At 64.8% G+C, this 19,609-nt stretch carries 23 protein-coding genes; 8 read left to right on the top strand and 15 right to left on the bottom strand.

The features are described 5' to 3' along the window. Positions 1-13 precede the first annotated feature (13 nt). From ACEN9F_RS05380 to ACEN9F_RS05325, 12 genes are all read right to left on the bottom strand, one after another. The gene (locus ACEN9F_RS05380; protein ID WP_413418569.1) at positions 14-751 is read right to left on the bottom strand and encodes a FliA/WhiG family RNA polymerase sigma factor; all 738 of its coding nucleotides are present in this window, start codon (positions 749-751) and stop codon (positions 14-16) included. Positions 752-792: 41 nt separating this feature from the next. Next, positions 793-1,281, bottom strand: coding sequence for a flagellar basal body-associated FliL family protein (locus tag ACEN9F_RS05375; protein WP_413418567.1), 489 nt, complete (start codon positions 1,279-1,281; stop codon positions 793-795). 8 nt (positions 1,282-1,289) lie between these two features. Continuing rightward, complete coding sequence (locus ACEN9F_RS05370) at positions 1,290-2,786, bottom strand: flagellar hook-length control protein FliK (protein WP_413418565.1); 1,497 nt, start codon at positions 2,784-2,786, stop codon at positions 1,290-1,292. Further along, positions 2,783-3,061 (bottom strand): hypothetical protein, encoded by a 279-nt coding sequence (locus ACEN9F_RS05365; protein ID WP_413418563.1) that lies wholly within the window; start codon positions 3,059-3,061, stop codon positions 2,783-2,785. Before ACEN9F_RS05365 ends, ACEN9F_RS05370 begins: the two co-directional genes overlap by 4 nt. Before the next feature lie 31 nt (positions 3,062-3,092). Further along, positions 3,093-3,482: a flagellar export chaperone FliS gene (gene fliS / locus ACEN9F_RS05360; protein WP_413418561.1), complete on the bottom strand. Its 390-nt coding sequence runs from the start codon at positions 3,480-3,482 to the stop codon at positions 3,093-3,095. Between the two features lie 53 nt (positions 3,483-3,535). Continuing rightward, a complete protein-coding gene (fliD, locus tag ACEN9F_RS05355; protein WP_413418559.1) occupies positions 3,536-4,960 on the bottom strand; it encodes a flagellar filament capping protein FliD in 1,425 nt (474 codons plus the stop codon). A 100-nt stretch (positions 4,961-5,060) separates the two neighbouring features. Beyond that, complete coding sequence (gene fliJ / locus ACEN9F_RS05350) at positions 5,061-5,492, bottom strand: flagellar export protein FliJ (protein ID WP_413418557.1); 432 nt, start codon at positions 5,490-5,492, stop codon at positions 5,061-5,063. Continuing rightward, positions 5,489-6,799 (bottom strand): flagellar protein export ATPase FliI, encoded by a 1,311-nt coding sequence (gene fliI / locus ACEN9F_RS05345; RefSeq protein WP_413418555.1) that lies wholly within the window; start codon positions 6,797-6,799, stop codon positions 5,489-5,491. The genes fliJ and fliI overlap by 4 nt, the downstream gene beginning before the upstream one ends. Beyond that, the gene (gene fliH / locus ACEN9F_RS05340) at positions 6,796-7,506 is read right to left on the bottom strand and encodes a flagellar assembly protein FliH (protein WP_413418553.1); all 711 of its coding nucleotides are present in this window, start codon (positions 7,504-7,506) and stop codon (positions 6,796-6,798) included. Before fliH ends, fliI begins: the two co-directional genes overlap by 4 nt. Then, the gene (locus ACEN9F_RS05335; RefSeq protein WP_413418551.1) at positions 7,503-8,546 is read right to left on the bottom strand and encodes a flagellar motor switch protein FliG; all 1,044 of its coding nucleotides are present in this window, start codon (positions 8,544-8,546) and stop codon (positions 7,503-7,505) included. Before ACEN9F_RS05335 ends, fliH begins: the two co-directional genes overlap by 4 nt. Then, positions 8,530-10,293, bottom strand: coding sequence for a flagellar basal-body MS-ring/collar protein FliF (fliF, locus tag ACEN9F_RS05330; protein WP_413418549.1), 1,764 nt, complete (start codon positions 10,291-10,293; stop codon positions 8,530-8,532). Before fliF ends, ACEN9F_RS05335 begins: the two co-directional genes overlap by 17 nt. Before the next feature lie 21 nt (positions 10,294-10,314). Next, positions 10,315-10,665 (bottom strand): flagellar hook-basal body complex protein FliE, encoded by a 351-nt coding sequence (locus ACEN9F_RS05325; RefSeq protein ID WP_413418547.1) that lies wholly within the window; start codon positions 10,663-10,665, stop codon positions 10,315-10,317. A 189-nt stretch (positions 10,666-10,854) separates the two neighbouring features. Between ACEN9F_RS05325 and ACEN9F_RS05320 the strand changes: the two genes are divergently transcribed. From ACEN9F_RS05320 to ACEN9F_RS05290, 7 genes are all read left to right on the top strand, one after another. Then, complete coding sequence (locus ACEN9F_RS05320; protein WP_413418546.1) at positions 10,855-11,037, top strand: hypothetical protein; 183 nt, start codon at positions 10,855-10,857, stop codon at positions 11,035-11,037. Between the two features lie 222 nt (positions 11,038-11,259). Beyond that, positions 11,260-12,141 carry a FliM/FliN family flagellar motor switch protein gene (locus ACEN9F_RS05315; protein WP_413418544.1) on the top strand — a complete coding sequence of 294 codons (882 nt, stop codon included), beginning with the start codon at positions 11,260-11,262 and terminating at the stop codon, positions 12,139-12,141. Positions 12,142-12,143: 2 nt separating this feature from the next. Further along, positions 12,144-12,515, top strand: coding sequence for a FliM/FliN family flagellar motor switch protein (locus tag ACEN9F_RS05310; RefSeq protein ID WP_413418542.1), 372 nt, complete (start codon positions 12,144-12,146; stop codon positions 12,513-12,515). Continuing rightward, the gene (gene fliP / locus ACEN9F_RS05305; protein ID WP_413418540.1) at positions 12,512-13,282 is read left to right on the top strand and encodes a flagellar type III secretion system pore protein FliP; all 771 of its coding nucleotides are present in this window, start codon (positions 12,512-12,514) and stop codon (positions 13,280-13,282) included. The genes ACEN9F_RS05310 and fliP overlap by 4 nt, the downstream gene beginning before the upstream one ends. A 20-nt stretch (positions 13,283-13,302) precedes the next feature. Continuing rightward, on the top strand, positions 13,303-13,575 hold the full coding sequence (locus ACEN9F_RS05300) for a flagellar biosynthetic protein FliQ (RefSeq protein ID WP_413418538.1): 273 nt from the start codon (positions 13,303-13,305) through the stop codon (positions 13,573-13,575). Positions 13,576-13,585: 10 nt separating this feature from the next. Continuing rightward, complete coding sequence (locus ACEN9F_RS05295) at positions 13,586-14,380, top strand: flagellar biosynthetic protein FliR (RefSeq protein ID WP_413418536.1); 795 nt, start codon at positions 13,586-13,588, stop codon at positions 14,378-14,380. Next, a complete protein-coding gene (locus ACEN9F_RS05290) occupies positions 14,373-15,512 on the top strand; it encodes a flagellar biosynthesis protein FlhB (protein ID WP_413418534.1) in 1,140 nt (379 codons plus the stop codon). Before ACEN9F_RS05295 ends, ACEN9F_RS05290 begins: the two co-directional genes overlap by 8 nt. Here ACEN9F_RS05290 and ACEN9F_RS05285 read toward each other — a convergent pair. Next, positions 15,499-16,572 carry an RNA-guided endonuclease InsQ/TnpB family protein gene (locus ACEN9F_RS05285; protein WP_413418532.1) on the bottom strand — a complete coding sequence of 358 codons (1,074 nt, stop codon included), beginning with the start codon at positions 16,570-16,572 and terminating at the stop codon, positions 15,499-15,501. The two genes, ACEN9F_RS05290 and ACEN9F_RS05285, sit on opposite strands and share 14 nt — an antisense overlap. Positions 16,573-16,694: 122 nt before the next feature. Between ACEN9F_RS05285 and ACEN9F_RS05280 the strand changes: the two genes are divergently transcribed. Then, positions 16,695-18,782, top strand: a complete 2,088-nt coding sequence (locus ACEN9F_RS05280; protein ID WP_413418530.1) for a flagellar biosynthesis protein FlhA — start codon at positions 16,695-16,697, stop codon at positions 18,780-18,782. 29 nt (positions 18,783-18,811) lie between these two features. Here the strand turns inward: ACEN9F_RS05280 and ACEN9F_RS05275 are convergent, their stop codons facing one another. Further along, positions 18,812-19,147, bottom strand: coding sequence for a hypothetical protein (locus tag ACEN9F_RS05275; protein WP_413418528.1), 336 nt, complete (start codon positions 19,145-19,147; stop codon positions 18,812-18,814). After that, positions 19,144-19,551 (bottom strand): hypothetical protein, encoded by a 408-nt coding sequence (locus tag ACEN9F_RS05270; RefSeq protein WP_413418526.1) that lies wholly within the window; start codon positions 19,549-19,551, stop codon positions 19,144-19,146. The genes ACEN9F_RS05275 and ACEN9F_RS05270 overlap by 4 nt, the downstream gene beginning before the upstream one ends. Positions 19,552-19,609: the final 58 nt, after the last annotated feature.

Here is a 19,609-nt window from a genome sequence, read left to right as displayed (position 1 = left end):
CGCCCGTTCTGGATCAGGCGCTTTGCAGTACTGCCTTCATCTTGCCCAGCGCCGCCTTGTTGAGCTGGCAGACGCGGGCGTCGGTCAGGTCCAGCACGGCGGCGATTTCCTTGTAGCTCAGCTCGAATTCGTAATACATTTGCACCACCCGCTGTTCGCGCTCGTCGAGGCCGCGCAGCGCCTGCTCCAGGCTGCGCCTGACCATCAGCTGGTCTTCGGGGCTGGGCGCGCTGTCGTTGCTGACGCTCTCCTGCAGCACTTCGTCGAAGCTGGCGATCAGTTCGGCGTTCTCGTCCATCTGGTAAGCCTGGTAGGCTTCCGGCGTCAGCGCCAGGCCGGCCATGATCTCCGCCTCGCTCGGCTCGTGGCCCAGCTTGCGGGTCAGCGCGCGCACGGCGTCGCGCAGCTTGTGGCTCTGCTGGCGCACCGCGCGCGGACGCCAGTCCTGGCGCCGCAGTTCGTCGAGGATGGCGCCGCGGATGCGCAGGCTGGCGTAGCTGCCGAAGGCGCCGTCGGGCTCGCCGTAGCGGCGCAGCGCTTCGAGCAGGCCCATCAGGCCGATCTGTTCCATGTCGTCGCGGTCGATGGCGCCGGCGATCTGCGAATTGAGCTGGCGCACGATGCGCTTGACCAACGGCGCATAGGCCATCAGATGCTTTTGTTCGTCGGCTACGCTGTGCGCGGCCGGCGCCAGGCCGTTCGCGCCGTAGCTTTCGGCATAAGCGTCTGCGAATTCCTCTACGTATCCCATGCCCGCTCCACTGGTATTCATGCTTGCTTGCTCAATGGCGCCTACTCGATGATGAGTTTGCCAATCATGACCTCGGTAAATGGCTTTTCCCGGCCCTCGTGCTCAAACGTGACGTCGTATGCCTTGTTCAGCTCGGCCGCGAACTGGTCGATGGTCATCACCTGCGCGGTCGCCATCGGCAGGTTGGACAGCGTGCGCACCGCCACGCTGCGCAGCAGCGGCAGGTTTTCCTTGGCTTCCTTTTCCAGCTTGGCGTCGGTGGTGATCACCAGGTCGGCCGACAGGTAATGGGTCAAGGTATCGCCGGGCTGGCGCTTGAGCATGATGACCACCTTGTCCACCGTCAGGTACTTGGGCGGCAGGCCGTCGTCTTTCTTTTCCTTCTTGGCGACCTTCTTGGCCGCCTTGCCGTCCTTGGCTTCGGCCGCCGGCTCGTCGCCCTTGGACATATACCAGACTGCACCGCCCGCAACCGCGGCGCCGACCACGGCGACCAGTGCAAACGCGATGATGATTTTCATGTTCTTCATTTAACAGATTACTCCCGCTCGTTCATGGCAAAGGTGGACGTGGTCTCATCTTCGGTCAGGGCGCGGCCCGGCGTGCGGCCCTCATCCTGGTTGCGCTGCTGGCCGCCGCGGCCGGCGGCACCGCCGTCCGATTGGGCCTGGGCCTGGGCGCGCGACGACGAGACGGTCACCGCGACATCGGCGAACTGGCGGGTCGACAAGTCCTGGCGCACGCTGTCGCCGATGGTGTTGAGCTGGCGTACCACTTCGCTGTTGCTGGCCGTCAGGTTCACCTGCAGCGCGCCGGCGCTGTGGCGGATCGAGATCTCGATGCTGCCCATATTGGGCGGTTCCAGGCGGATCACGGCATGGTCGTTATTGCGCTGCAGCTGGACTTGCAGGCGGTCGCCCAGCGCTTCGCGCAGCGGCTGCTGCCATTGCTCCGGCGCGCCGGCCAGCTTGACGGTGGCGGCGGCCGGCGTGGCGGCCGGGGCCGCCGGCGCGAAGCCGACCGTGTTGCCGGTGCCGCCGGCGGTGGCGGTGGCGCGGCTGTCGTCCTTGGCCGTGGCGATGGTGGCCGGCGTGGCGGCGGTGTAGTCGGGCGCATTGCCGGCGGCGCTGTCGGCCGCGCGCACCTGGACCCGCGGCGCGGCCGCGACGGCGGCGGCCGGCAGCGCCGGTGCCGCCTCCGCCACTGGCGCGGCGGCAGCCGGCTGGACGGTGGCATCGGCCTCGGCCGCCGGGGCCTCGGCCGGCTGGTTCTTGGCCAGCGCGGCCAGCGCCGCATTGGCGGCCTGGTTGTACACGCCTTGCGGCGCGGCCGCTTGGGCACTGGTGGTGGCCAGCGCGGCGGCGGCCTGGGTCGCGGCCGCGGCGGACTCGGCGGTTTCGGCGGCGCCTGGCTGCGCGGCCGGCGTCACGGCGACACCGACGGCCGCCAGGTTCAGGCGGGTGGCCGAGGCGTTCAGCGTCGACACGGCGCTGACGGCGTCGCTGCGCGCGCCGCTCTCGTAGCCGGGGGCGTTGAAGGAGGTCAGCGGCGCGTTGAGCATGCCTTGCGTCATGGCCGGCAGCGCGTCGGCGGCGCTGACCGCGGCGGTGCCGTTGCCGGCATCGCTGGCGTCGCTCTCGGCCTGGCCGTCGGCGGCGCTGTCGGCGCCGTTCTGGCCGGCTGCGGCCAGGTCGGCCAGCGTCAGCAATTGGGCGAACAGCGGGGCGGCCGTCACGGCGTCCTCGGCGGCGTCCTCGGTGCTGTGGCCGGCCTGCTCGCCGGCGGCGGCCTTGCCGGCTTTGCCGGTCTGGGCGGCCTGGCTGGCCGGGGCGCTGCGTGCCGGGGCCGGGGCGGGCGCGCTGCGCTTCGGCGCCTCGGCCTGCGGCTGGCTGTTGCGGACCGGCTGTTTGGCTTGCTGGGCGGCGCGGCTGTCGGCGGCGCTCTCGGCCTGGCCATTGTTGCCGGCCACCGGAGCGGTCAGGTCGGCTTTTGCCGCTTTGGCCGCAGCCGCGGCGCTGGAGAGTGTCATGCTCATGCTTGGATTCCGGTTTCTGCGTGTTCGCTCTCGAGGGCGTAAGCCAGCCAACCCTCTTTGTTTGCCTGCATTTCGTGCAACCGGCGCCCCAGGTCCCGGGTCGCGAGGTCGCAGCGCTTGACTGCTTCGTTGTGCATCTGGTGCAGGGCCGACAGCGCGGCGCGCTCGGCGCTGCTCCATGCGCCTTGCGCCGCCATCTGCGGCAGCGCGGTGGCCATTAACGTGTTAATCGCCGCCAGCATCTTCCAGTCCTCGGAAGCGATGGCGGCGCTCATTTTTTGCGCCATCTGCAGCAAGGTGCGTTGCCTATCCATTTTTGGCCTGTACGCCCAGCCAGCCTTTCTTGATCGTGGTGAGCAGGGTCGTCACTTCATCGATGATGGCGGGGTCGAGGCTGACGCCGGCCGTGTACAGGCGGCCGGCGCAGTATTCGTACAGCCGGCCGAGGTTTTCCACCACTTCGCCGCCGTTGTCGAAATCAAGCGAGCTCGACAGGCCGTTGATGATGTCGGTGCACTTGTTCAGGCTGATGGCCTTGAGCTCGTAGCGCTTGCCGACGATGTGGCCGCGGGCGCGCGCCAGCTCTTCGAGCAGGCCGTCGGTGAGCACCAGCACCAGTTCGATCGGCGACGCCCGTGCCACCTGGGCGTCCAGATTGGTGGAGTGGTAACTGCTGTAGGCTTCCTGGTTCAACATGGTGTTCACCGTACTGGTAATAAAACGTGGAGCGATTGCTGGGGACTGCGGGTTTAACTGTCGCTGCTGGACGAGAACATCGCCGTGAACATATTCGAGGTGCTGGTCATCGACGCCTGCAGCGACTGCAGCAGGGTAAATTGCGTCAGATAACGCTTGTAGGCGTTGTCGAACTGGTTCTTGACCGCGACCTGGCGGTCGGCCAGGTCGCTTTGCAGGCGGCTGTTCTGTTCCTTGCGGGTGCTGATGTAGCCGTTGGCGCCCGAGGTCCAGGAGCTGACCAGCTTGTTCATCGCGCCCAGCGCGCCGGAGTCGACGCCGATGCCGGCGCGGCCGAACAGGGTGTCGATCTTGCCCGGGTTGCTGGCGATGGTCTTGTTCAGGCGCGCGCTGTCCAGCGTCAGCGTGCCATCCTTGGCGGCCGTGATGCCAAAGCTGATCAGCGAGACGCCGCCGGTCACCGAGCGCAGCGTGGCGGCCAGGCGGTCGCGCAGGCCGGTGACGCCGGCGTCGTTGTAGAAGGCGGCGTCGCTGGAGGTCGGCTTCACATTGCCGTCGGCGTCGGTCGGCTCGACCACCGTATGGTCGCCGGGCGCGGTCAGCGTGTTGAGCGCGGTCAGCAGGGTGTTGTAGGCGGTGATGAAGGATTGCACATTGGCCGCGGTGCCGGTGTTGTCGGCGGCCACCGTCATCGTCACCGGCGTGGCGCCGCTGGCCTGCGCCTGGGTGATGGTGAACTTGACGTCGTCGACCACCGAGAAGGTGTTGGAGGCTTGCTTGACCTCTTCGCCGCCCTCTGCGCCGAGGTTGATGATGGCGTCCTTGGCGGCCGTCACCACGGTCTGGCTCGACAGGTCCGAGGCCAGCGAGGCGCTGCCCAGGCCGGCGACGCCGATCGAGGCGACCGCGTTGTCGGCGCCGGTGTCGGCCGAGGTCAGCACCAGCTTGGAGACGCCGTTGACGGTCATGGTCGAGGCGGTGATCTGCGAATTGTTGGCGGCGGCGACGTTGATGGCGGCGGCGATTTCCTTGGCGGTCAGGGTGCCGTCGCCGTTGCTGTCGGCGTTGGCCAGGTCGACCTGGAACGAGGTGCCGTCAGCCAGCACGATGTTCATGGCGCCGGCGCCGGTGGCCGAGCTGTCGGCGACGTTGTACGAAACCTGGCCGGCGGTGGCCAGCTGCTGGACATAGAACGAATAGGTGCCGGCCACGGCCTTGGAGCTGGCGGTGGCGGTGGCGACCGCGGTGTTGCTGAAGGTGGCGGTGTTGGCGGTGACCGACTTGGTGCCGGTCGCCAGCGACGACAGTGCGGTCTGGAAGGCGCCCAGCGCCGAACCCAGCGTGGTCAGGCCGGTGGCGACCGCGGTCGCCTTGGCGTCGCGCGCGTCGATGATGGCCTTGGTCCCCGCGACATAGGCGTTGGCCAGGTTTTCCGCGGTGGTTTTCGGGTCGTAGACCGGACTGCTGATGACTGCCATGATCGTGCTCCTGGAAAGGATGAATGAAGTGTACCCTGTTATAGGGCGACCTTAATCGTTTCCGTATGAAAATATTTCTAACTATTTTTTGTAACCGCGCTTATTTCTGGCCGCGCAACCACAATTGCGTCGCCAGGTCGTCGTGCTGCTTGCGTTCCTTGGCGTTTTGTTCTTTTACCACGATTTTTTGTTGCTTATCCAACACCTTGCCCAGCACTTCGCGCTTGGCCCAGGCCGCGTTGAGCGCCTGCTGCGACACCGCCATGTCGGCCTCGTGCATGTGCAGGTCGAGCCGGTGGTTGTCCGCCATCTGCATCACGGCCTGCTTGTAGTCGCCGCAATTGCCGGCCAGGGCGGGGTGCAGGTTGCCGCTGGCGCCGCTGTTGGTGTACAGCCCGGTCAGGCGCTCCAGGTTCTTCTGGTAGCGCTCGCGCACATTGGCCTTTTCCGCCATCTCGGTCTGCAGGCGCTCGACTTCCGTGTTGCGCAGGGATACCAGGGTGGTCAGGTTGCGGATATTGTTTTGGCTCATGTCATCAGCTTTTCAAGTTGCGCGACGCAGGGGGCGTAGGGCGCCTCTTCCTTGGTGCCCTGGCAGAGGAAATCTTCGACGCGGGGATGCAGTTGCACCGCCTTGTCGGTGACCGGATCGGCGCCCGGCACGTAGGCGCCGAGCGGGATCAGGTCGCGCACGCGGTCGTGGCGCGCCATGCTGGCCTTGAGCGCGCGCGCCGCCAGCATGTGCTCGTGCGTGATGACCTGGCTCATGCAGCGGCTGATCGAGGCGGCGACGTCGATCGCCGGATAATGGCCGCGCTCGGCCAGCTCGCGCGTCAGCACGATGTGGCCGTCGAGGATGGCGCGGGCGGTGTCGACCACCGGATCCTGCTGGTCGTCGCCCTCGGCCAGCACGGTGTAGATGGCGCTCATGCTGCCGGACTGGTTCTCGCCGTTGCCGGCCGATTCGACCAGCTGCGGCAGCGCCGAGAACACCGACGGCGGATAGCCCTTGGTGGCCGGCGGCTCGCCCAGCGCCAGCGCCACTTCGCGCAGCGCCATCGCATAGCGGGTCAGCGAATCGACCAGCAGCAGCACGTTCTTGCCCTGGTCGCGGTAGTGCGCCGCGATCGAGTGGCACAGCTCGGTGGCCATGATGCGCATCAGCGGGCTCTCGTCGGCCGGCGCGATCACCAGCACGGCCTTCGACAAGCCTTCCTTGCCCAGCGACATGTCGACGAATTCGCGCACCTCGCGCGAGCGTTCGCCGATCAGGCCGACCACCACCACGTCGGCCACGGTCTGGCGCGTCATGATGCCCAGCAAAACGGATTTGCCGACGCCGGAGCCGGCCATCAGGCCGACGCGCTGGCCCTTGCCCAGGGTCAGCATGGAATTGATGGCGCGCACGCCGACGTCGAGCGCCTCGGTGACCGGTTTTTTCTTCAGCGGATGGATGCGCGGCGGCTGCGGTTCCAGCGGGAAGTCGCCGCCCAGCTTGCCGAGGCCGTCGATCGGCTCGCCGAGGCCGTTGACCATGCGGCCCAGCCAGCCCGAGCCGATCTGCAGGCTGACTTTTTCCGGTGTGGGCAGCACGCGGGCGCCGGTGGTCAGGCCGATGGCCTTTTTGAACGGCATCAGAAAGGAAAGCTTGTCACGGAAGCCAACCACCTGGGCGTCCAGCCATTCGCCGCCGACTGTCTCTATCTGGCAACGCTGGCCCGTGTGCAAAGGGCAACCTACGGCCTCAAGCAACAAACCGGACGCACCCACCAGGCGGCCCGTCGGGGTCGCCATGGGTACGGAACCCAGTTCGAGATTGCGTAAGGCATCTGCGATCACTCTTCGATCTCCGGTTCGTCGCCGCCATCGGCAGCCTGCAATTGATTATCGACCTGTTCCATGACAGCCGCAAGACGTTGATGACATCCGGCATCAACTTCATTGTCGCCGGCCTTGATGCGGCATTCGCCGGCGTCGAGGCGGGCGTCCGGGATCAGGTTCCAGCGCTTGGAGCGTTTCGGATCCAGCTCGGCGATGCGTTTCAGTTCTTCCGGGTTCAGGAAGACGTCGATTTCCTCGCGCGTCGGCGGCATCGACGCCAGCGTTTCCTCGACCAGGGCCATCAGCTGCACCGGCTGCAAGGCCAGTTCGGCGCGGATCACCTGGCGCGCCACCTTGGCCACCAGGTCGACCACTTCCTTGCGCTGCGCGGCGCGGTAGTCCGAGCGCAGCTTCTTCAGGCTTTTCAGCATGGCGTCGACCGGGCGCGCCATCTGGTCGTAGGCCACCAGGGTTTCATGGCGGCCTTCTTCGCGGCCCTGTTCCTGGCCGGACGCCCGGCCCGCTTCGAAGCCGTCTTCCTGGCCGCGCGCGAGGCCGATCTCGTAGCCGTCGCGCTGGCCCTGTTCGAACCCCTCGCTGACCGAGGCGGCCCACTGGGCGCCGCCGTCGCCGCCGTTGCCGTGGCTGTGCGCCGCGGCGCGCTGGTGCGCCAGGTTGGTGAACTGCGCCAGCGGCGGGAAGCGGTAGGGGCGGAACTGCTTCATTCGACCACCTGTTCGGCGAACAGCTGGATCTCGATTTCGCCGACGTCGGCCAGCGCCTTGACGGTGGCCATGATTTCCTGGCGGGTTTGCTCGATGCGCGACATCGGGATCGGGCCGGCGCGCCGCATCATGTCCTCGAAGGCCTGGGCCTGGCGTTTCGGCATGGTCTTGAGGATGGCGTCGCGGATCGACACTTCGGCGCCCTTGAGCGCGATCGCCCATTGCTCCAGCGGCACTTCCTCGATGATGCGGGTGATCGCCACTTCGGACTGGTTGCCGAGGATGAAGAAGTCGTACATCGACAGCTCGATCTGCGCCACCACTTCCGGGTCATGGGCGCGCAGCAGCTCGACCATCTGCGCGCGGTTGCTCGGCAGGCGGTTGAGGATCTCGGCGGCCTGGCGGATGCCTTCGACGCTGGTGCTTTGCGAATCGAAGGAACTCAGGCAGCGCACCACCAGCTCGTCGAGCTCCTGCAGCAGGTCGCGGTCGATCTCGTCCAGGCGCGCCAGGTTCAACAGCACCAGGTCGCGGCCCTCCTGCGGCAGGGCGTCGATGATCTGGCCGGCCAGCGCGGCCGGCAGGAAGGCCAGGAACACCGCCTGCATCTGCACGTGTTCGTTGGAAATGTATTCGGCCAGCCACTTCGGCGAAGCCCACTGCAGGCGCGCCATTTTCGGCCGCAGCTCGTCGCCGTAGATGTTGTTGAGCACGGTGTTCGCGAGATCGCCGCCCAGCGCCAGGTCCAGCGAGCGCTTCAGGTAGCTGCGCGAGGCGCCATGCACGCCGGACTGCTGGCGGTAGTCGTCGAAGAAGGTCTGCATCGCCGATTTGACGGACTCGACCTTGATGCCGCTCATGCGCGACATCACCTGCGTCACCTCCAGCAATTCCTCGCGCGACAGGCAACGCAGCACGGCCGCGGCCGGTTCCTCGCCTATGCTCAGCAGGACGATGGCTGCCTGCTCGACCGGCGTCAGCTTTGCCGGCGCGTGGTTGTATTCGGACGACTCGTCGTCCATGTTATTGGGTTCGGCCATTTTTCTGCATCCATTGTTTGACGACTTCGGCGACACGTTCCGGTTCTTTCGCGGCCAGGACTTTCAGATGGTCGACCATGACGTCGACGGCCGAGCCTGGTGGCGGCAGATCGTAGTTTTCCAGCAGCGGCACCACCGGCATGCCCGGCTGGGCCGCGCCCGGCAGGGCAGGGGCGCCGGCCGCGCCCGGCGTACCGGCCAGCGCCGGGTTTTCCTTGGCGGCGGCCTCCTTGGCTTCCTTGGCGGCGGCCACGGCGGCCGCCTCGGCGGCGCGGCGCTCGGCGGCGACGCGCGCCACTTCCTTCGGATCCGGGGTGAAGCGCACGGTGACCAGGCGCATCAGCGGACGCAGCAGCAACAGGTAGCCGAGCAGGGCGGCCACCGCGTAGATCGCGTAGGTGCTCATGTCGACGATGTTGTCGCGCTCTTCCCACCACTGCGGCACGGCGGCCTTCGGCGGGAAGTTCATGGCCGACACCACCAGCTGGTCGCCGCGCTCGGCGTTGATGCCCAGGCCGTTGCGCAGGATCTTGTCGATGTTGGCGATTTCGTTGGCGCTCCAGCCGGTCTTGGGCGTCGGCGCGGCGGCGTGCGCCAGCACCACGGCCACGCTCAGCTTTTCAAGGCGGCCACGGCTGCGCTTGGTCTGGGTGATGCTGCGGTCGTAGGCGTACTGGCGGGTGGTGGCGTTCTTGCGCGCGGTGCCGTCCGGCAGCGCGTTTGGATCGGTGGCGCCGCCGGCGGTCGGCGTGGCGGCGGCGGCCGGGTTGGCGGCGGCCGGCGGCGGCCGGTTCGACAGCGTGCCCGGCACGCCCATCACCATGCGGTTGCGGTCCTGCTCCTCGCGCATCGCCTCACTGGTGACCTTGGGATCGGCGCCGTATTTCTCGACCGTTTCCTCGACCTTGTCGTTGTCGACCGCGGCCGCGACCGACATGCGGAAGTTGTCCTCGCCGATCACCGGACCGAGCAGATTCTTGACGTTGGCCTTGACCTCTTCCTGGAAGCGCTTGCTGGCATCGTTGCCGTTGGTGCCGGCGTCGAAGCCGTCGGCCAGGTCGATGTGGGCCGACAGCAGGTTGCCGGCCTGGTCGACCAGGCTGACGCGCTGCGGGCTCAGGCTGGCGACGCTGCCCGACACCATGTTGATCACGGCGGCGATGGCTTCCGGCGACATCGTGTGGCCCGGTTTCAGCGCGACCACCACCGAGGCCGACGATTTTTCGCCGTCGGAGGAGACGAACGAGGTCGACTTGGCGATCGACAGGTGCACGCGCGCATGCGAGATTGCATCCAGAGTCATGATCGATTGCGCCAGCTCGCCCTCCAGGCCGCGGCGGAAACGCACGTCCTGGACGAACTGCGACACGCCCAGCGGGTCGTTCTTGTCCATCAATTCCAGACCCGCCGGCAACTGCGCAGTCACGCCTTTGGCGGCAAGCAGCATGCGTACCTTACCGAGCATCGATTGCGGCACCAGCACCTGGCCGCTTTCCGGGTGCAGGCGGTAAGGGATGTGGTCGGTGTCCAGCACGGCCATCATGTCCGGCGCCGAGACTTTTTCGCGCGCGCCAAACACCGGCTTGTAGCCGGACTGGTCGCTCCACAGATACATCAGCACCATCGCCGTCACGCCGATCGCCAGCAACAGCAGCGGGTACAGGTTCTTCAGCAGATTGGGAGGCAGCGACAGGGCGGCCGGACTCGCGCGCCAACGCTCGAAGGCGGACTTGATGGTGTTGATCACTTTGTTGGCTTTCGCGGTGGCTTACAGCGGTAATTTGATGAGTTCGTCCAGGCCGCCCATCACTTTGTTGCGCACTTGCATCAACATCGAGAAAGACAGGCCGGCTTCCTGGCTGGACAGCATGGCGCCGACCAGGTCGTCGCTCTTGCCGGAATCGACATCGGCCATCAATTGGCCGGCCTCGACGTCCTGGCCGTTGACCTTGCCGACCGCGTCCTTCATCGACTGCGCGAAGGAGAACGCCGGCTGCGCGTCCTGGGTGCCGAACTGGTTGGCGGCGGCGATGGTGCCGCTGCTGTTGGCCAGCGTTTGCGCCGCATTGGTCAGCGACGCCAGGTCGGCCTGTATCAGGCTGGAGAATCCGTTACTCATTGCTACCCCCGTTATTGCGACGTTAGTCCCATCTACCATATCCAGATTGCCGGAAAGCAGCAAGCCCTCCGTTGTATATCTGCTGGCGGCTTATTGCTATCGTGCTACACCCCCGTCATCCATGTCACAGTCTTGTAAGAAAGATAGTGTAGGAATGTCGGTCAAACGCTGACGCCGAAAGGTGAGCACATGCTCGGCGAGCGGGTTTTTTCTTTGCTGGAAGTAAATTTATTGCGCTGTGCGGCAACGAAGCCGCAGGAACTGTTTTATTTAAGCAAATCTCGTTACGAATCATTCACTAAGCGCCATTTGTTCATGTTTGTTGCGGAGCAGCGTAGCCCGGTGACAGGCTGGGTGAAGCTTACCGGCTAGCAACATTCTTGTAAAGTGGAATTTGCCGCCAGTAAATTTACAATCCAAAATATTGTTGAATAGCAATAATGTGAATTTTGATGTATCCTGTGCTACCGATATCGTCCTTCTTTACGTTACGATAGGGTACAGAGCCAAAAAATTGCGCTGGAAGTAACCAGTTTTTAGCTGGATAGTGCGATGATGGAGGAGTAGCGAAGAATTATCCGACATGGCCCATACATGACAACGACAAAACAGACGCAACATCAAGTTCTGGATCCATGCCTGCTGGGGCGACCGGTGCACCTGCTGCATATCTTTGCGGCGCAGCTGCGCGACGACCTGGCGCAGGCCATGCGACTGAATATGAACCGCCGCTACTGGGGCGGGTTCCGGGTCGATGATGTTGTATTCAGCCGGCTCGACGGCGGCGAAACCCGCAGCCGCTGGCTCAGCTTTGCGGCGCCGGCCGGCCAGATCGCCTTCTCGCTGGAACGCAAGGTGCTGCTCAGCGTACTCAATTTCCGCTACGGCCGCACCAAGGCCGGCGACAGCGCCGACGCCGTGGACGAGAATACGGTGCGCGTGACCGCCACCGAAGAGCGCCTGGCTGTGGTGCTGGGGCAACAGTTGGCCGGCACCCTGGCCGGCCGCATCGAACTTAACCTTCCCGTCATCGACAAGGTCGCGCCCGCCGAAGGCGAGCAGGAAGCGGCCGACACCGAATTCAAGCCAGCCCCCGGCTCGCCGCCGCCCAAGGGCACCTGGACCATCGCCGTCACGCTGGCCGACATCGCCAGCGGCGTCACCGGCCAGTTCTGGTTCGCGCTCGACAAGCAACTGATGGCCAGCGTGCTGCGCGGCCTGCTGCGCGACCGCGACGCCGGCAAGAAGGCCAAGCCCGCCGCGCCGCTGGCGCAGCGCCTGCAGGTCGGCCTGATCGGCCGCCTGGCCAGCAAGGAAGTGCAGCTGGGCAGCTTGTACGATTTGCAGGTTGGCGACGTGATCCCGATCAGCCTTGCCAGGGCAGACGTCTTGCTCGAGGATTCCCGCCTGTTTACGGCCGCGGTGACCGAGCACAAAGGCAAACTCTGTTTAACCTCTTTTGAAGACGCTGAATAATGATGAACATGAACGTAGCCAACCCTAGCGACGCCCTGCTGGAAGACCTGTCCGAAGAGATGATCATCGACCAGGTCAGCACCGAGCTGACCGACGTGCCGGCCGCCGCGCCGCGCCGCGACCTGCCGGCCATGATGCGCAAGATTCCGGTGACGCTGACCCTGGAGGTCGGCTCGGCCCGCATCTCGCTGCAGGACTTGATGGCGATCGGCCCCGACAGCGTGGTCGAGCTCGACGTGCTGGCCGGCGAACCGCTGGTCATCAAGGTCAACGGCACCGCCATCGGCCGCGCCGAAGTGGTGGTGGCGGGGGAAAACTACGGCCTGAAAGTAATCGACCTGGACGGCCTGAATCTCGACATGATGACTCCATGACCTGGAGCGTGAACCTGCGGTGGCGCAAGCGCCTGCTGGTGGGCGCGCCGGCCGCCGCGATGTTGCTGGGACTGGCCATGGCGCCGGCCCAGGCGGTCGACCTGCTGGCCAACGTGGTGCCGGGGGCGAAGACGGAATTGACGGTCAAGATGCAAATCCTGATCATCATGACCTTGCTGGGACTGCTCCCGGTGATGGTCATGATGATGACCAGCTTCACCCGCTTCGTCATCGTGCTGTCGCTGCTGCGCCAGGCCCTGGGCCTGCAGCAGGGCCTGCCCAACCGGGTGATCACCGGCGTCGCCCTGATCCTGACCCTGCTGGTGATGCGCCCGATCGGCGACCAGATCTGGACCGAGGCCTTCGTGCCCTACGACCAGGACAAGATCGGCCTGGAAACCGCGCTGCAGATCGCCGAGAAGCCGGTGTCGCGCTTCATGCTGGCCCAGACCAGCAAGGCCGCGCTGCAGCAGATCGCCCACCTGGCCGGCGAAGACAAGATCACCACGCCGTCCGAGCACGCCTTCACCGTCAAGCTGGCGGCGTTCGTGCTGTCGGAGCTGAAGACCGCTTTCCAGATCGGCTGCATGCTGTTCATCCCCTTCCTGGTGATCGACCTGGTGGTGTCGTCGGTGCTGATGGCGATGGGCATGATGATGCTGTCGCCGCTGGTGATCTCGCTGCCGTTCAAGCTGCTGCTGTTCGTGCTGGTGGATGGCTGGACCCTGACCGTCAATACGCTCGTCACGAGCGTGCAGGCGTACTGAAGAACTGATAGGCGAGCCGTATGCTGACTCCTGAAATAGCCGTCGACCTGGTGGTCGAATCGCTGCACATCGTCATGCTGCTGGTGGTGATCCTGGTCGTGCCGGGCCTGATCATGGGCCTGGTGGTGGCGCTGGTGCAGGCCGCCACGCAGATCAACGAGCAGACGCTGAGTTTCCTGCCCAGGCTGCTGGTCACCTTGCTGGCCATCATCCTGATGGGGCGCTGGATGGCCACCTACCTGATGGACTTCTGCGTCTCCATCTTCACCCGCGCCGCCACCCTGGTCGGCTAGCCGTCCCGCCATGGAATCCGTCCTCGCCCAGCTGCTGCCGATGCTCACCGCGATCTGGTGGCCGTTCTGCCGCATCCTGGCGATGTTCATCGGCGCCCCGGTGCTGGGCGAGGCCGTCACGCCGGTGACGGTGCGCATCCTGATCGCGCTGGTGCTGGCGATCCTGATGCTGCCGCTGACCAGCGGCGCCGACTGGGGGCCGGCCGCGATCAACCCGTTCTCGATGGCCGGCGTGGTGGCGACCATGGAGCAGGCCATCATCGGCTTCGTGCTGGGCCTGGCCTTCCATTTCGCCATGTCGGTGATCGGCGTGCTGGGCTTCATGGTGTCGTCGCAGATGGGCTTTTCGATGGCGGTGATGAACGACCCGATGAACGGCCAGTCGTCGGACGTGGTGTCGGCGCTGCTGTCGACGCTGGCCATCATCGTCTTCTTCGCCATCGACGGCCACCTGGTGATCGCCAACGTCATCGGCCAGAGCTTCAAGGCCTGGCCGCTGGGCCACGGCTACAGCCGCATGCTGCTGGAGGCGGTGGCCTACAACATCGCCTGGATCTTCTCGGCCGCCATGCTGCTGGCGATCCCGGTGGTGTTCTCCACGCTGGTGGTGCAGCTCGGCTTCGGCTTCCTGAACCGCGTCGCGCCCAGCCTGAACCTGTTCGCGCTGGGCTTTTCCGTGATCACCATCTTCGGCCTGATGATGCTGGCCCAGGTGGTGCGCTTCATTCCCGAGCACTATGTGCGCATGACCAATATGGTGCTGGAGCTGATACGCCAGCAGATGCAGGTGGCCGCCCATGGCTGACCAGGATTCGGGCGACAAAACAGAAAAGGCTTCACAACAGAAGCTCAAGAAGTCGCGCCAGGAAGGGCAGGTGGTGCGTTCGCGCGACCTGTCGACCGCGATCGGCATCCTGGTCAGCCTGAAGCTGTTCGTCTACCTGCTGCCGAGCTACCTGGCCGAGTTCAACGAGCTGTTCCACCAGAGCTTCGCGCCGTTCGACAGCGACGGCGCGATCGACAACGCCATGTCCACCGTGTTCAGCAGCTCGATGTGGCTGCTGATCAAGATGGTGCTGCCGCTGTTCGTGGTGCCGCTGTTCATCGTGCTGGGCGCGATGGTGCCGGGCGGCTGGGTCGCCAGCACCAAGAACATGGAACCCAAGCTGTCGCGCCTGAGCCCGGCGGCCAACCTCGGCCGGCTGTTCACCAGCAAGCACGCGTTCGAGTTGCTGGTGTCGATCGGCAAGGCCGGCGTGCTGATCGCGGTGCTGATCCATGTGGCGCGCTCGACCGTCAAGGATTACACCCAGCTGCAGAACATGCCGATGGGACAGGCCATCCTGTCCGGCTCGCACCTGATGCTGGACGGCTTGATGTCGCTGGTGGCGGTGTTCATCATCTTCGCCCTGATCGACGTGCCGGCGCAGGCGTATTTCTTCGCCAAGAACCAGCGCATGTCCAAGCAGGACCAGAAGGAAGAGCACAAGTCCTCGGAAGGCCGGCCGGAAGTGAAGAACCGCATCCGCCAGCTGCAGCGGGCGATGGCGCGGCGCAGCGCGCGCAAGACGGTGCCGACCGCCGACGTGGTGATCGTCAACCCGGAGCACTACGCGGTGGCGCTCAAGTATGACCTGAGCCGTGCCGAAGCGCCGTACGTGATCGCCAAGGGCGTCGACGAGATGGCGCTGTACATCCGCCAGATCGCGGTCGAATTCAAGATCGAAGTGATGGAGCTGGCGCCGCTGGCGCGCGCCATCTATAACACCAGCCAGGTCAACCAGCAGATCCCGGTGCAGCTGTACCAGGCCGTCTCGCAGGTGCTGAACTATGTGCTGCAGTTGCAAGCATTCCGTACCGGGCGGCGCGCCGCCCAGCCGGATTATCCGAAAGAAGTCGTTGTGCCCACATCCATGAGCGAGGTTAAGCAGTCTTGACGTCCTCTCCGCCGGCAAGGGTGGAGATTCCTACAGCCAGCGTCGCACGTCCGCGACGGAGAATGTTTAACGCAGCATTGAGATCACGATCATGTACCGCACCGCACTCACCGCATCGCCATTCCCTTACTCCAAGGTCTGCGATACCTCTCGGCCGCGAATCGGGCAAGGTGCCGCAATTCGAGCAGACTTGGGTGGTGAAACGTTCGTCGACTTCCTCGAACCATGCGCCATGCTTAATAGCCTTGTACGCCAGTTGCGATCGGAAGGACGACCAGCCGACATCGAGTACCGACTTGGCCATGCTGGTTTTGGCCATTGCGGCGGAGTTGATATTGCCCGCAACAATATAATCAAAATTATGCACGATGGCTGTTGTGGATTTGTGCAAAAAATCCCGTCTTCGATTGGCTATCGCTATATGAATCGCCTTGATTCGTCGCTTTTTGGCAGCGCGTTGCGCCATCGCCAGCGCCGCTTCGGCTTCGCGATAAATATGCGGCGCGGCGATCTTGCCGCCATTCGACAGCGTGGCAAGATCTTTCAGGCCCAGATCAATGCCGATGCCACTGAGTGGTGTTCTCGCCACGGGCGCCACTATTTCAAGAACAATGTTCAGGAACCAGTTGCCGCGCCGATCCCGGGAAAAATTCGTTCCGTCGGTGATTTTTCCTTCTGGCAGTGGGCGAGAGTAGAACACTCTGAATGTGTTGCCAGCGAAACGGAAGGCCTCGCCCTCCCGTTTCAGTGCGCGTCCCTTGATCGGTATCCAGCCCAAGGATTTGCGGCCGCGGTATCGCAAATATGGACGATGCGTTTGGTAGCGCGATTTGGCATACTGCTGGCAGACGTCGTTAACCGTTCCGGAGTGCAGCCCCAACTCCTTACTACACCCAGTGGTGAGTTTGATCAGGTCGAAACCGGAATGCCAGCGGCGGTTGAGTCGCAACGCATCTCGCTGCCTGTCGTTACAGTAGTTCCACACGAAGTTAACCGTCAGCGCTTGCTGGTTCAGCAGGCCGGTCAAAGACTTCACGCGGTATCGGTAGGTCAGTCTCATGCTTGTTTGACCAGTAGAGCTGGAATCAGTTCCTCTTTTAATCGGAAGATACGTCGACTCCATGGTGGGCGGCGTCTTTCACTTTTCGTCCTGATGGACAAGGTTTCGCGGAGTAAAAACAGATGAATTTTTTGAACAGGCTGGTCGCAGAAGCGCGTCGCCACAAGTTCGCCACGCCGGCATTCCTGCTGGTGATCTTGGCGATGATCATCCTGCCATTGCCACCGGTATTGCTGGACGTGATGTTCACGTTCAACATCGTGCTGGCGCTGATCGTGATCATGGTCTCGGTCTCGGCCAAGCGGCCGCTGGACTTCTCGGTGTTCCCGACCGTGATCCTGGCCACCACCATGATGCGGCTGACGCTGAACGTGGCGTCGACCCGGGTGGTGCTACTGCACGGCCACGAGGGCACGGCCGCGGCCGGCCAGGTGATCGAGGCCTTCGGTAAGGTCGTCATCGGCGGCAACTACGTGGTCGGTATCGTGGTGTTCGTGATCCTGATGATCATCAACTTCATGGTGGTGACCAAGGGCGCGGAGCGCATCTCCGAGGTGTCGGCGCGCTTCACGCTGGACGCCTTGCCGGGCAAGCAGATGGCGATCGACGCCGACCTCAACGCCGGCCTGATCAACCAGGAAAAAGCCCAGGCCCGGCGCCTGGACGTGGCCGCCGAGGCCGACTTCTACGGCGCCATGGACGGCGCCTCCAAGTTCGTGCGCGGCGATGCGGTCGCCAGTATCCTGATCCTGATCATCAACATGGTCGGCGGCGTCGCCATCGGCGCGCTGATGCAGGACATGTCGTTCGGCGACGCCTTCAAGCAATACGCGCTGCTGACCATCGGTGACGGCCTGGTGGCGCAGATCCCGGCGTTGCTGTTGTCGGCCGCGGCCGCGATCCTGGTCACCCGTATCTCGGATTCGGGCGACTTCGAACAGCAAGTCGGCAGCCAGGTCCTGACCTCGCCGCAGGTGATGCTGAGCGCCGCCGGCATGATGATGATCCTGGCGCTGGTGCCGGGCATGCCATGGCAGATGTTCGGTCCGTTCGCGCTGGTGCTGGCGTATGTGGGATGGAAGCTGCTGGGCAGGGTGAGCAAACCCGACACGGCCAACCTGGACGCCATCGAAGCGGCGCTGCGCGACGACCGCGCGCCGGACCTGGACTGGCACAGCCTGCCGGCGGTGCAGCAGTTGCAGGTGGCGCTGGGCTACAAGCTGGTCGGCCTGATCGACAAGGCGCATGGCGAACCGCTGACCAAGCGCGTCAAGGGTGTGCGGCAGAGCCTGTCGGAAGCGATGGGATTGCTGCTGCCGCCGATCGTCGTGCGCGACGACCTGGGGCTCAAGCCGTCGCAGTATTCGGTCATGCTGTCGGGCAGCGTGGTGGCGCAGGCCGAGGTGTTTGCCGACCGCCTGATGGCGATCCCGTCGCCCAACGTCTACGGCCAGATCGACGGCATCCCGGGCATCGAGCCGGCGTACGGCATGCCGGTGACCTGGATCGAAACCAGCGAGAAGGCCAACGCGCTGGGGCTGGGCTACCAGGTGGTGGAAGCGCCGAGCGCGATCGCCACCCACTTGTCCAAGCTGATCCGCGAATACCTGCCGGAACTGTTCCGCCACGAAGACGTGCCGGCGCTGATGGACCGTTTGTCGGCGCTGTCGCCCAAGCTGGCGGGCTCGCTGGACAAGGCGCTGACGCACACGCAGATGCTGCGGGTGTTCCGCGTGCTGCTGGCGGAAAACGTCTCGCTGAAAGATATCGTACCGATCGCCACCACGCTGGTCGACAGTTCGGAAACCACCAAGGACCCGATCCTGCTGGCGGCCGAAGTGCGCTGTGCGCTGCGGCGCCAGATCGTCACCGGCCTGTTCGGGCAAAAGACCGAGATGCAGGCCTTCAACCTGGGCGGCGACCTGGAGAACATGTTGCTGGGGTCCTTGAACCAGGCGCGCCAGAGCGGCAAAGTGGTACTGGACAACTATCCGATCGACCCGCATTTGCTGGCGCAGCTGCAAGTCAACATGCCGGTCGCGCGCGAGCAGATGAAGCAGCAGGCCACGCCGCCGCTGTTGCTGGTGCTGCCGCAGATCCGGCCGCTGCTGGCGCGCTACGCCCGCCTGTTCGCGCCCGGCCTGCACGTCCTCTCCTACAACGAAATCCCCGAGAACCGCGAAGTCAGCATCATCGGCACCGTCGGCTAACCCCCGGTGTCGGCACTGACACCGGTGTGTTATCGCATGAGGACGCTGAGCGTGATCTGTCGCGTGGAGGCGCCTTCGACCTGAATTGGGAGCGGCGATGCCTGGTTGATGGCCCGGAGCACGGCGGCATCGTAGTCCGGGTGGCGCTGCTGAGCAGTTGTTCGATCGCGGGAATCTCGCCATCCCTGAAGATGGTGCCGACAAGCTCTCCATTTCCTTGGGCCGCTGCGGCCCGCAGTGGCGCCAGCAGGCGCCTTGCGTAAGGCGGCCTTGTCGCTGGCCAGTTGCGCGATGCTCTGGCCCGGCTGGGCCATGGCTGCCGCACACGACGCGCTCATGGCGGCCAGCATGGCCAGCCGCTTCATCGGCCGGCGTTGACGGCCTGGCATGCCTGCGTGCGGTAGAAGTAGAAATTGCCGACGCCGACGAACGGTGTCGATGGCGTCACTGTATAGGCCAACTCGCGGCGCTGTTCGTTGTAGGCGGCCAGCGCGCCGACCTTGGCGTGCAACTGTTCTTTGGCGGCATCGGCAGGGAAGGGCTGGTCGCCGCCCAGCGTAATCGTCAGCCGGACGGCATCCTGCCGCCACTTGCCCGGATTGTAGAATTGGAAGCCGCCCTTGAAGGTCAGCGTGCCGTCGTCCTGCAGCAGCATGCAGATGGCGGGGAACTCCGCGGCCGGGCTCTCCCATGACTGGACGATGCGCGGCGCCGGCGCCCGGGTGGCGCAGCCGGCCAGCAATAGCAGGGGGATCAGCTTTGATTTCATGGCGCGCATTTCAAGTAAGGGCGTTCACGCCGCCGGCCGAGGGCGCGCCGAAGCCAGC

It is taken from the genome of Duganella sp. CT11-25 (assembly GCF_047302815.1).
Taxonomy (GTDB): domain Bacteria; phylum Pseudomonadota; class Gammaproteobacteria; order Burkholderiales; family Burkholderiaceae_D; genus Rugamonas.
This window is presented reverse-complemented; position numbering and strand designations above follow the sequence as displayed.

What these genes read in the sequence shown, in the direction of transcription:
- ACEN9F_RS05380 (WP_413418569.1), bottom strand. Translation starts at nt 751, where the DNA reads ATGGGATACGTAGAGGAATTCGCAGACGCTTATGCCGAAAGCTACGGC.
- ACEN9F_RS05375 (WP_413418567.1), bottom strand. Translation starts at nt 1,281, where the DNA reads ATGAAGAACATGAAAATCATCATCGCGTTTGCACTGGTCGCCGTGGTC.
- ACEN9F_RS05370 (WP_413418565.1), bottom strand. Translation starts at nt 2,786, where the DNA reads ATGAGCATGACACTCTCCAGCGCCGCGGCTGCGGCCAAAGCGGCAAAA.
- ACEN9F_RS05365 (WP_413418563.1), bottom strand. Translation starts at nt 3,061, where the DNA reads ATGAGCGCCGCCATCGCTTCCGAGGACTGGAAGATGCTGGCGGCGATT.
- fliS (WP_413418561.1), bottom strand. Translation starts at nt 3,482, where the DNA reads ATGTTGAACCAGGAAGCCTACAGCAGTTACCACTCCACCAATCTGGAC.
- fliD (WP_413418559.1), bottom strand. Translation starts at nt 4,960, where the DNA reads ATGGCAGTCATCAGCAGTCCGGTCTACGACCCGAAAACCACCGCGGAA.
- fliJ (WP_413418557.1), bottom strand. Translation starts at nt 5,492, where the DNA reads ATGAGCCAAAACAATATCCGCAACCTGACCACCCTGGTATCCCTGCGC.
- fliH (WP_413418553.1), bottom strand. Translation starts at nt 7,506, where the DNA reads ATGAAGCAGTTCCGCCCCTACCGCTTCCCGCCGCTGGCGCAGTTCACC.
- ACEN9F_RS05335 (WP_413418551.1), bottom strand. Translation starts at nt 8,546, where the DNA reads ATGGCCGAACCCAATAACATGGACGACGAGTCGTCCGAATACAACCAC.
- ACEN9F_RS05325 (WP_413418547.1), bottom strand. Translation starts at nt 10,665, where the DNA reads ATGAGTAACGGATTCTCCAGCCTGATACAGGCCGACCTGGCGTCGCTG.
- ACEN9F_RS05320 (WP_413418546.1), top strand. Translation starts at nt 10,855, where the DNA reads ATGCTCGGCGAGCGGGTTTTTTCTTTGCTGGAAGTAAATTTATTGCGC.
- ACEN9F_RS05315 (WP_413418544.1), top strand. Translation starts at nt 11,260, where the DNA reads ATGACAACGACAAAACAGACGCAACATCAAGTTCTGGATCCATGCCTG.
- ACEN9F_RS05310 (WP_413418542.1), top strand. Translation starts at nt 12,144, where the DNA reads ATGAACATGAACGTAGCCAACCCTAGCGACGCCCTGCTGGAAGACCTG.
- fliP (WP_413418540.1), top strand. Translation starts at nt 12,512, where the DNA reads ATGACCTGGAGCGTGAACCTGCGGTGGCGCAAGCGCCTGCTGGTGGGC.
- ACEN9F_RS05300 (WP_413418538.1), top strand. Translation starts at nt 13,303, where the DNA reads ATGCTGACTCCTGAAATAGCCGTCGACCTGGTGGTCGAATCGCTGCAC.
- ACEN9F_RS05295 (WP_413418536.1), top strand. Translation starts at nt 13,586, where the DNA reads ATGGAATCCGTCCTCGCCCAGCTGCTGCCGATGCTCACCGCGATCTGG.
- ACEN9F_RS05290 (WP_413418534.1), top strand. Translation starts at nt 14,373, where the DNA reads ATGGCTGACCAGGATTCGGGCGACAAAACAGAAAAGGCTTCACAACAG.
- ACEN9F_RS05285 (WP_413418532.1), bottom strand. Translation starts at nt 16,572, where the DNA reads ATGAGACTGACCTACCGATACCGCGTGAAGTCTTTGACCGGCCTGCTG.
- ACEN9F_RS05280 (WP_413418530.1), top strand. Translation starts at nt 16,695, where the DNA reads ATGAATTTTTTGAACAGGCTGGTCGCAGAAGCGCGTCGCCACAAGTTC.
- ACEN9F_RS05275 (WP_413418528.1), bottom strand. Translation starts at nt 19,147, where the DNA reads ATGAAGCGGCTGGCCATGCTGGCCGCCATGAGCGCGTCGTGTGCGGCA.
- ACEN9F_RS05270 (WP_413418526.1), bottom strand. Translation starts at nt 19,551, where the DNA reads ATGAAATCAAAGCTGATCCCCCTGCTATTGCTGGCCGGCTGCGCCACC.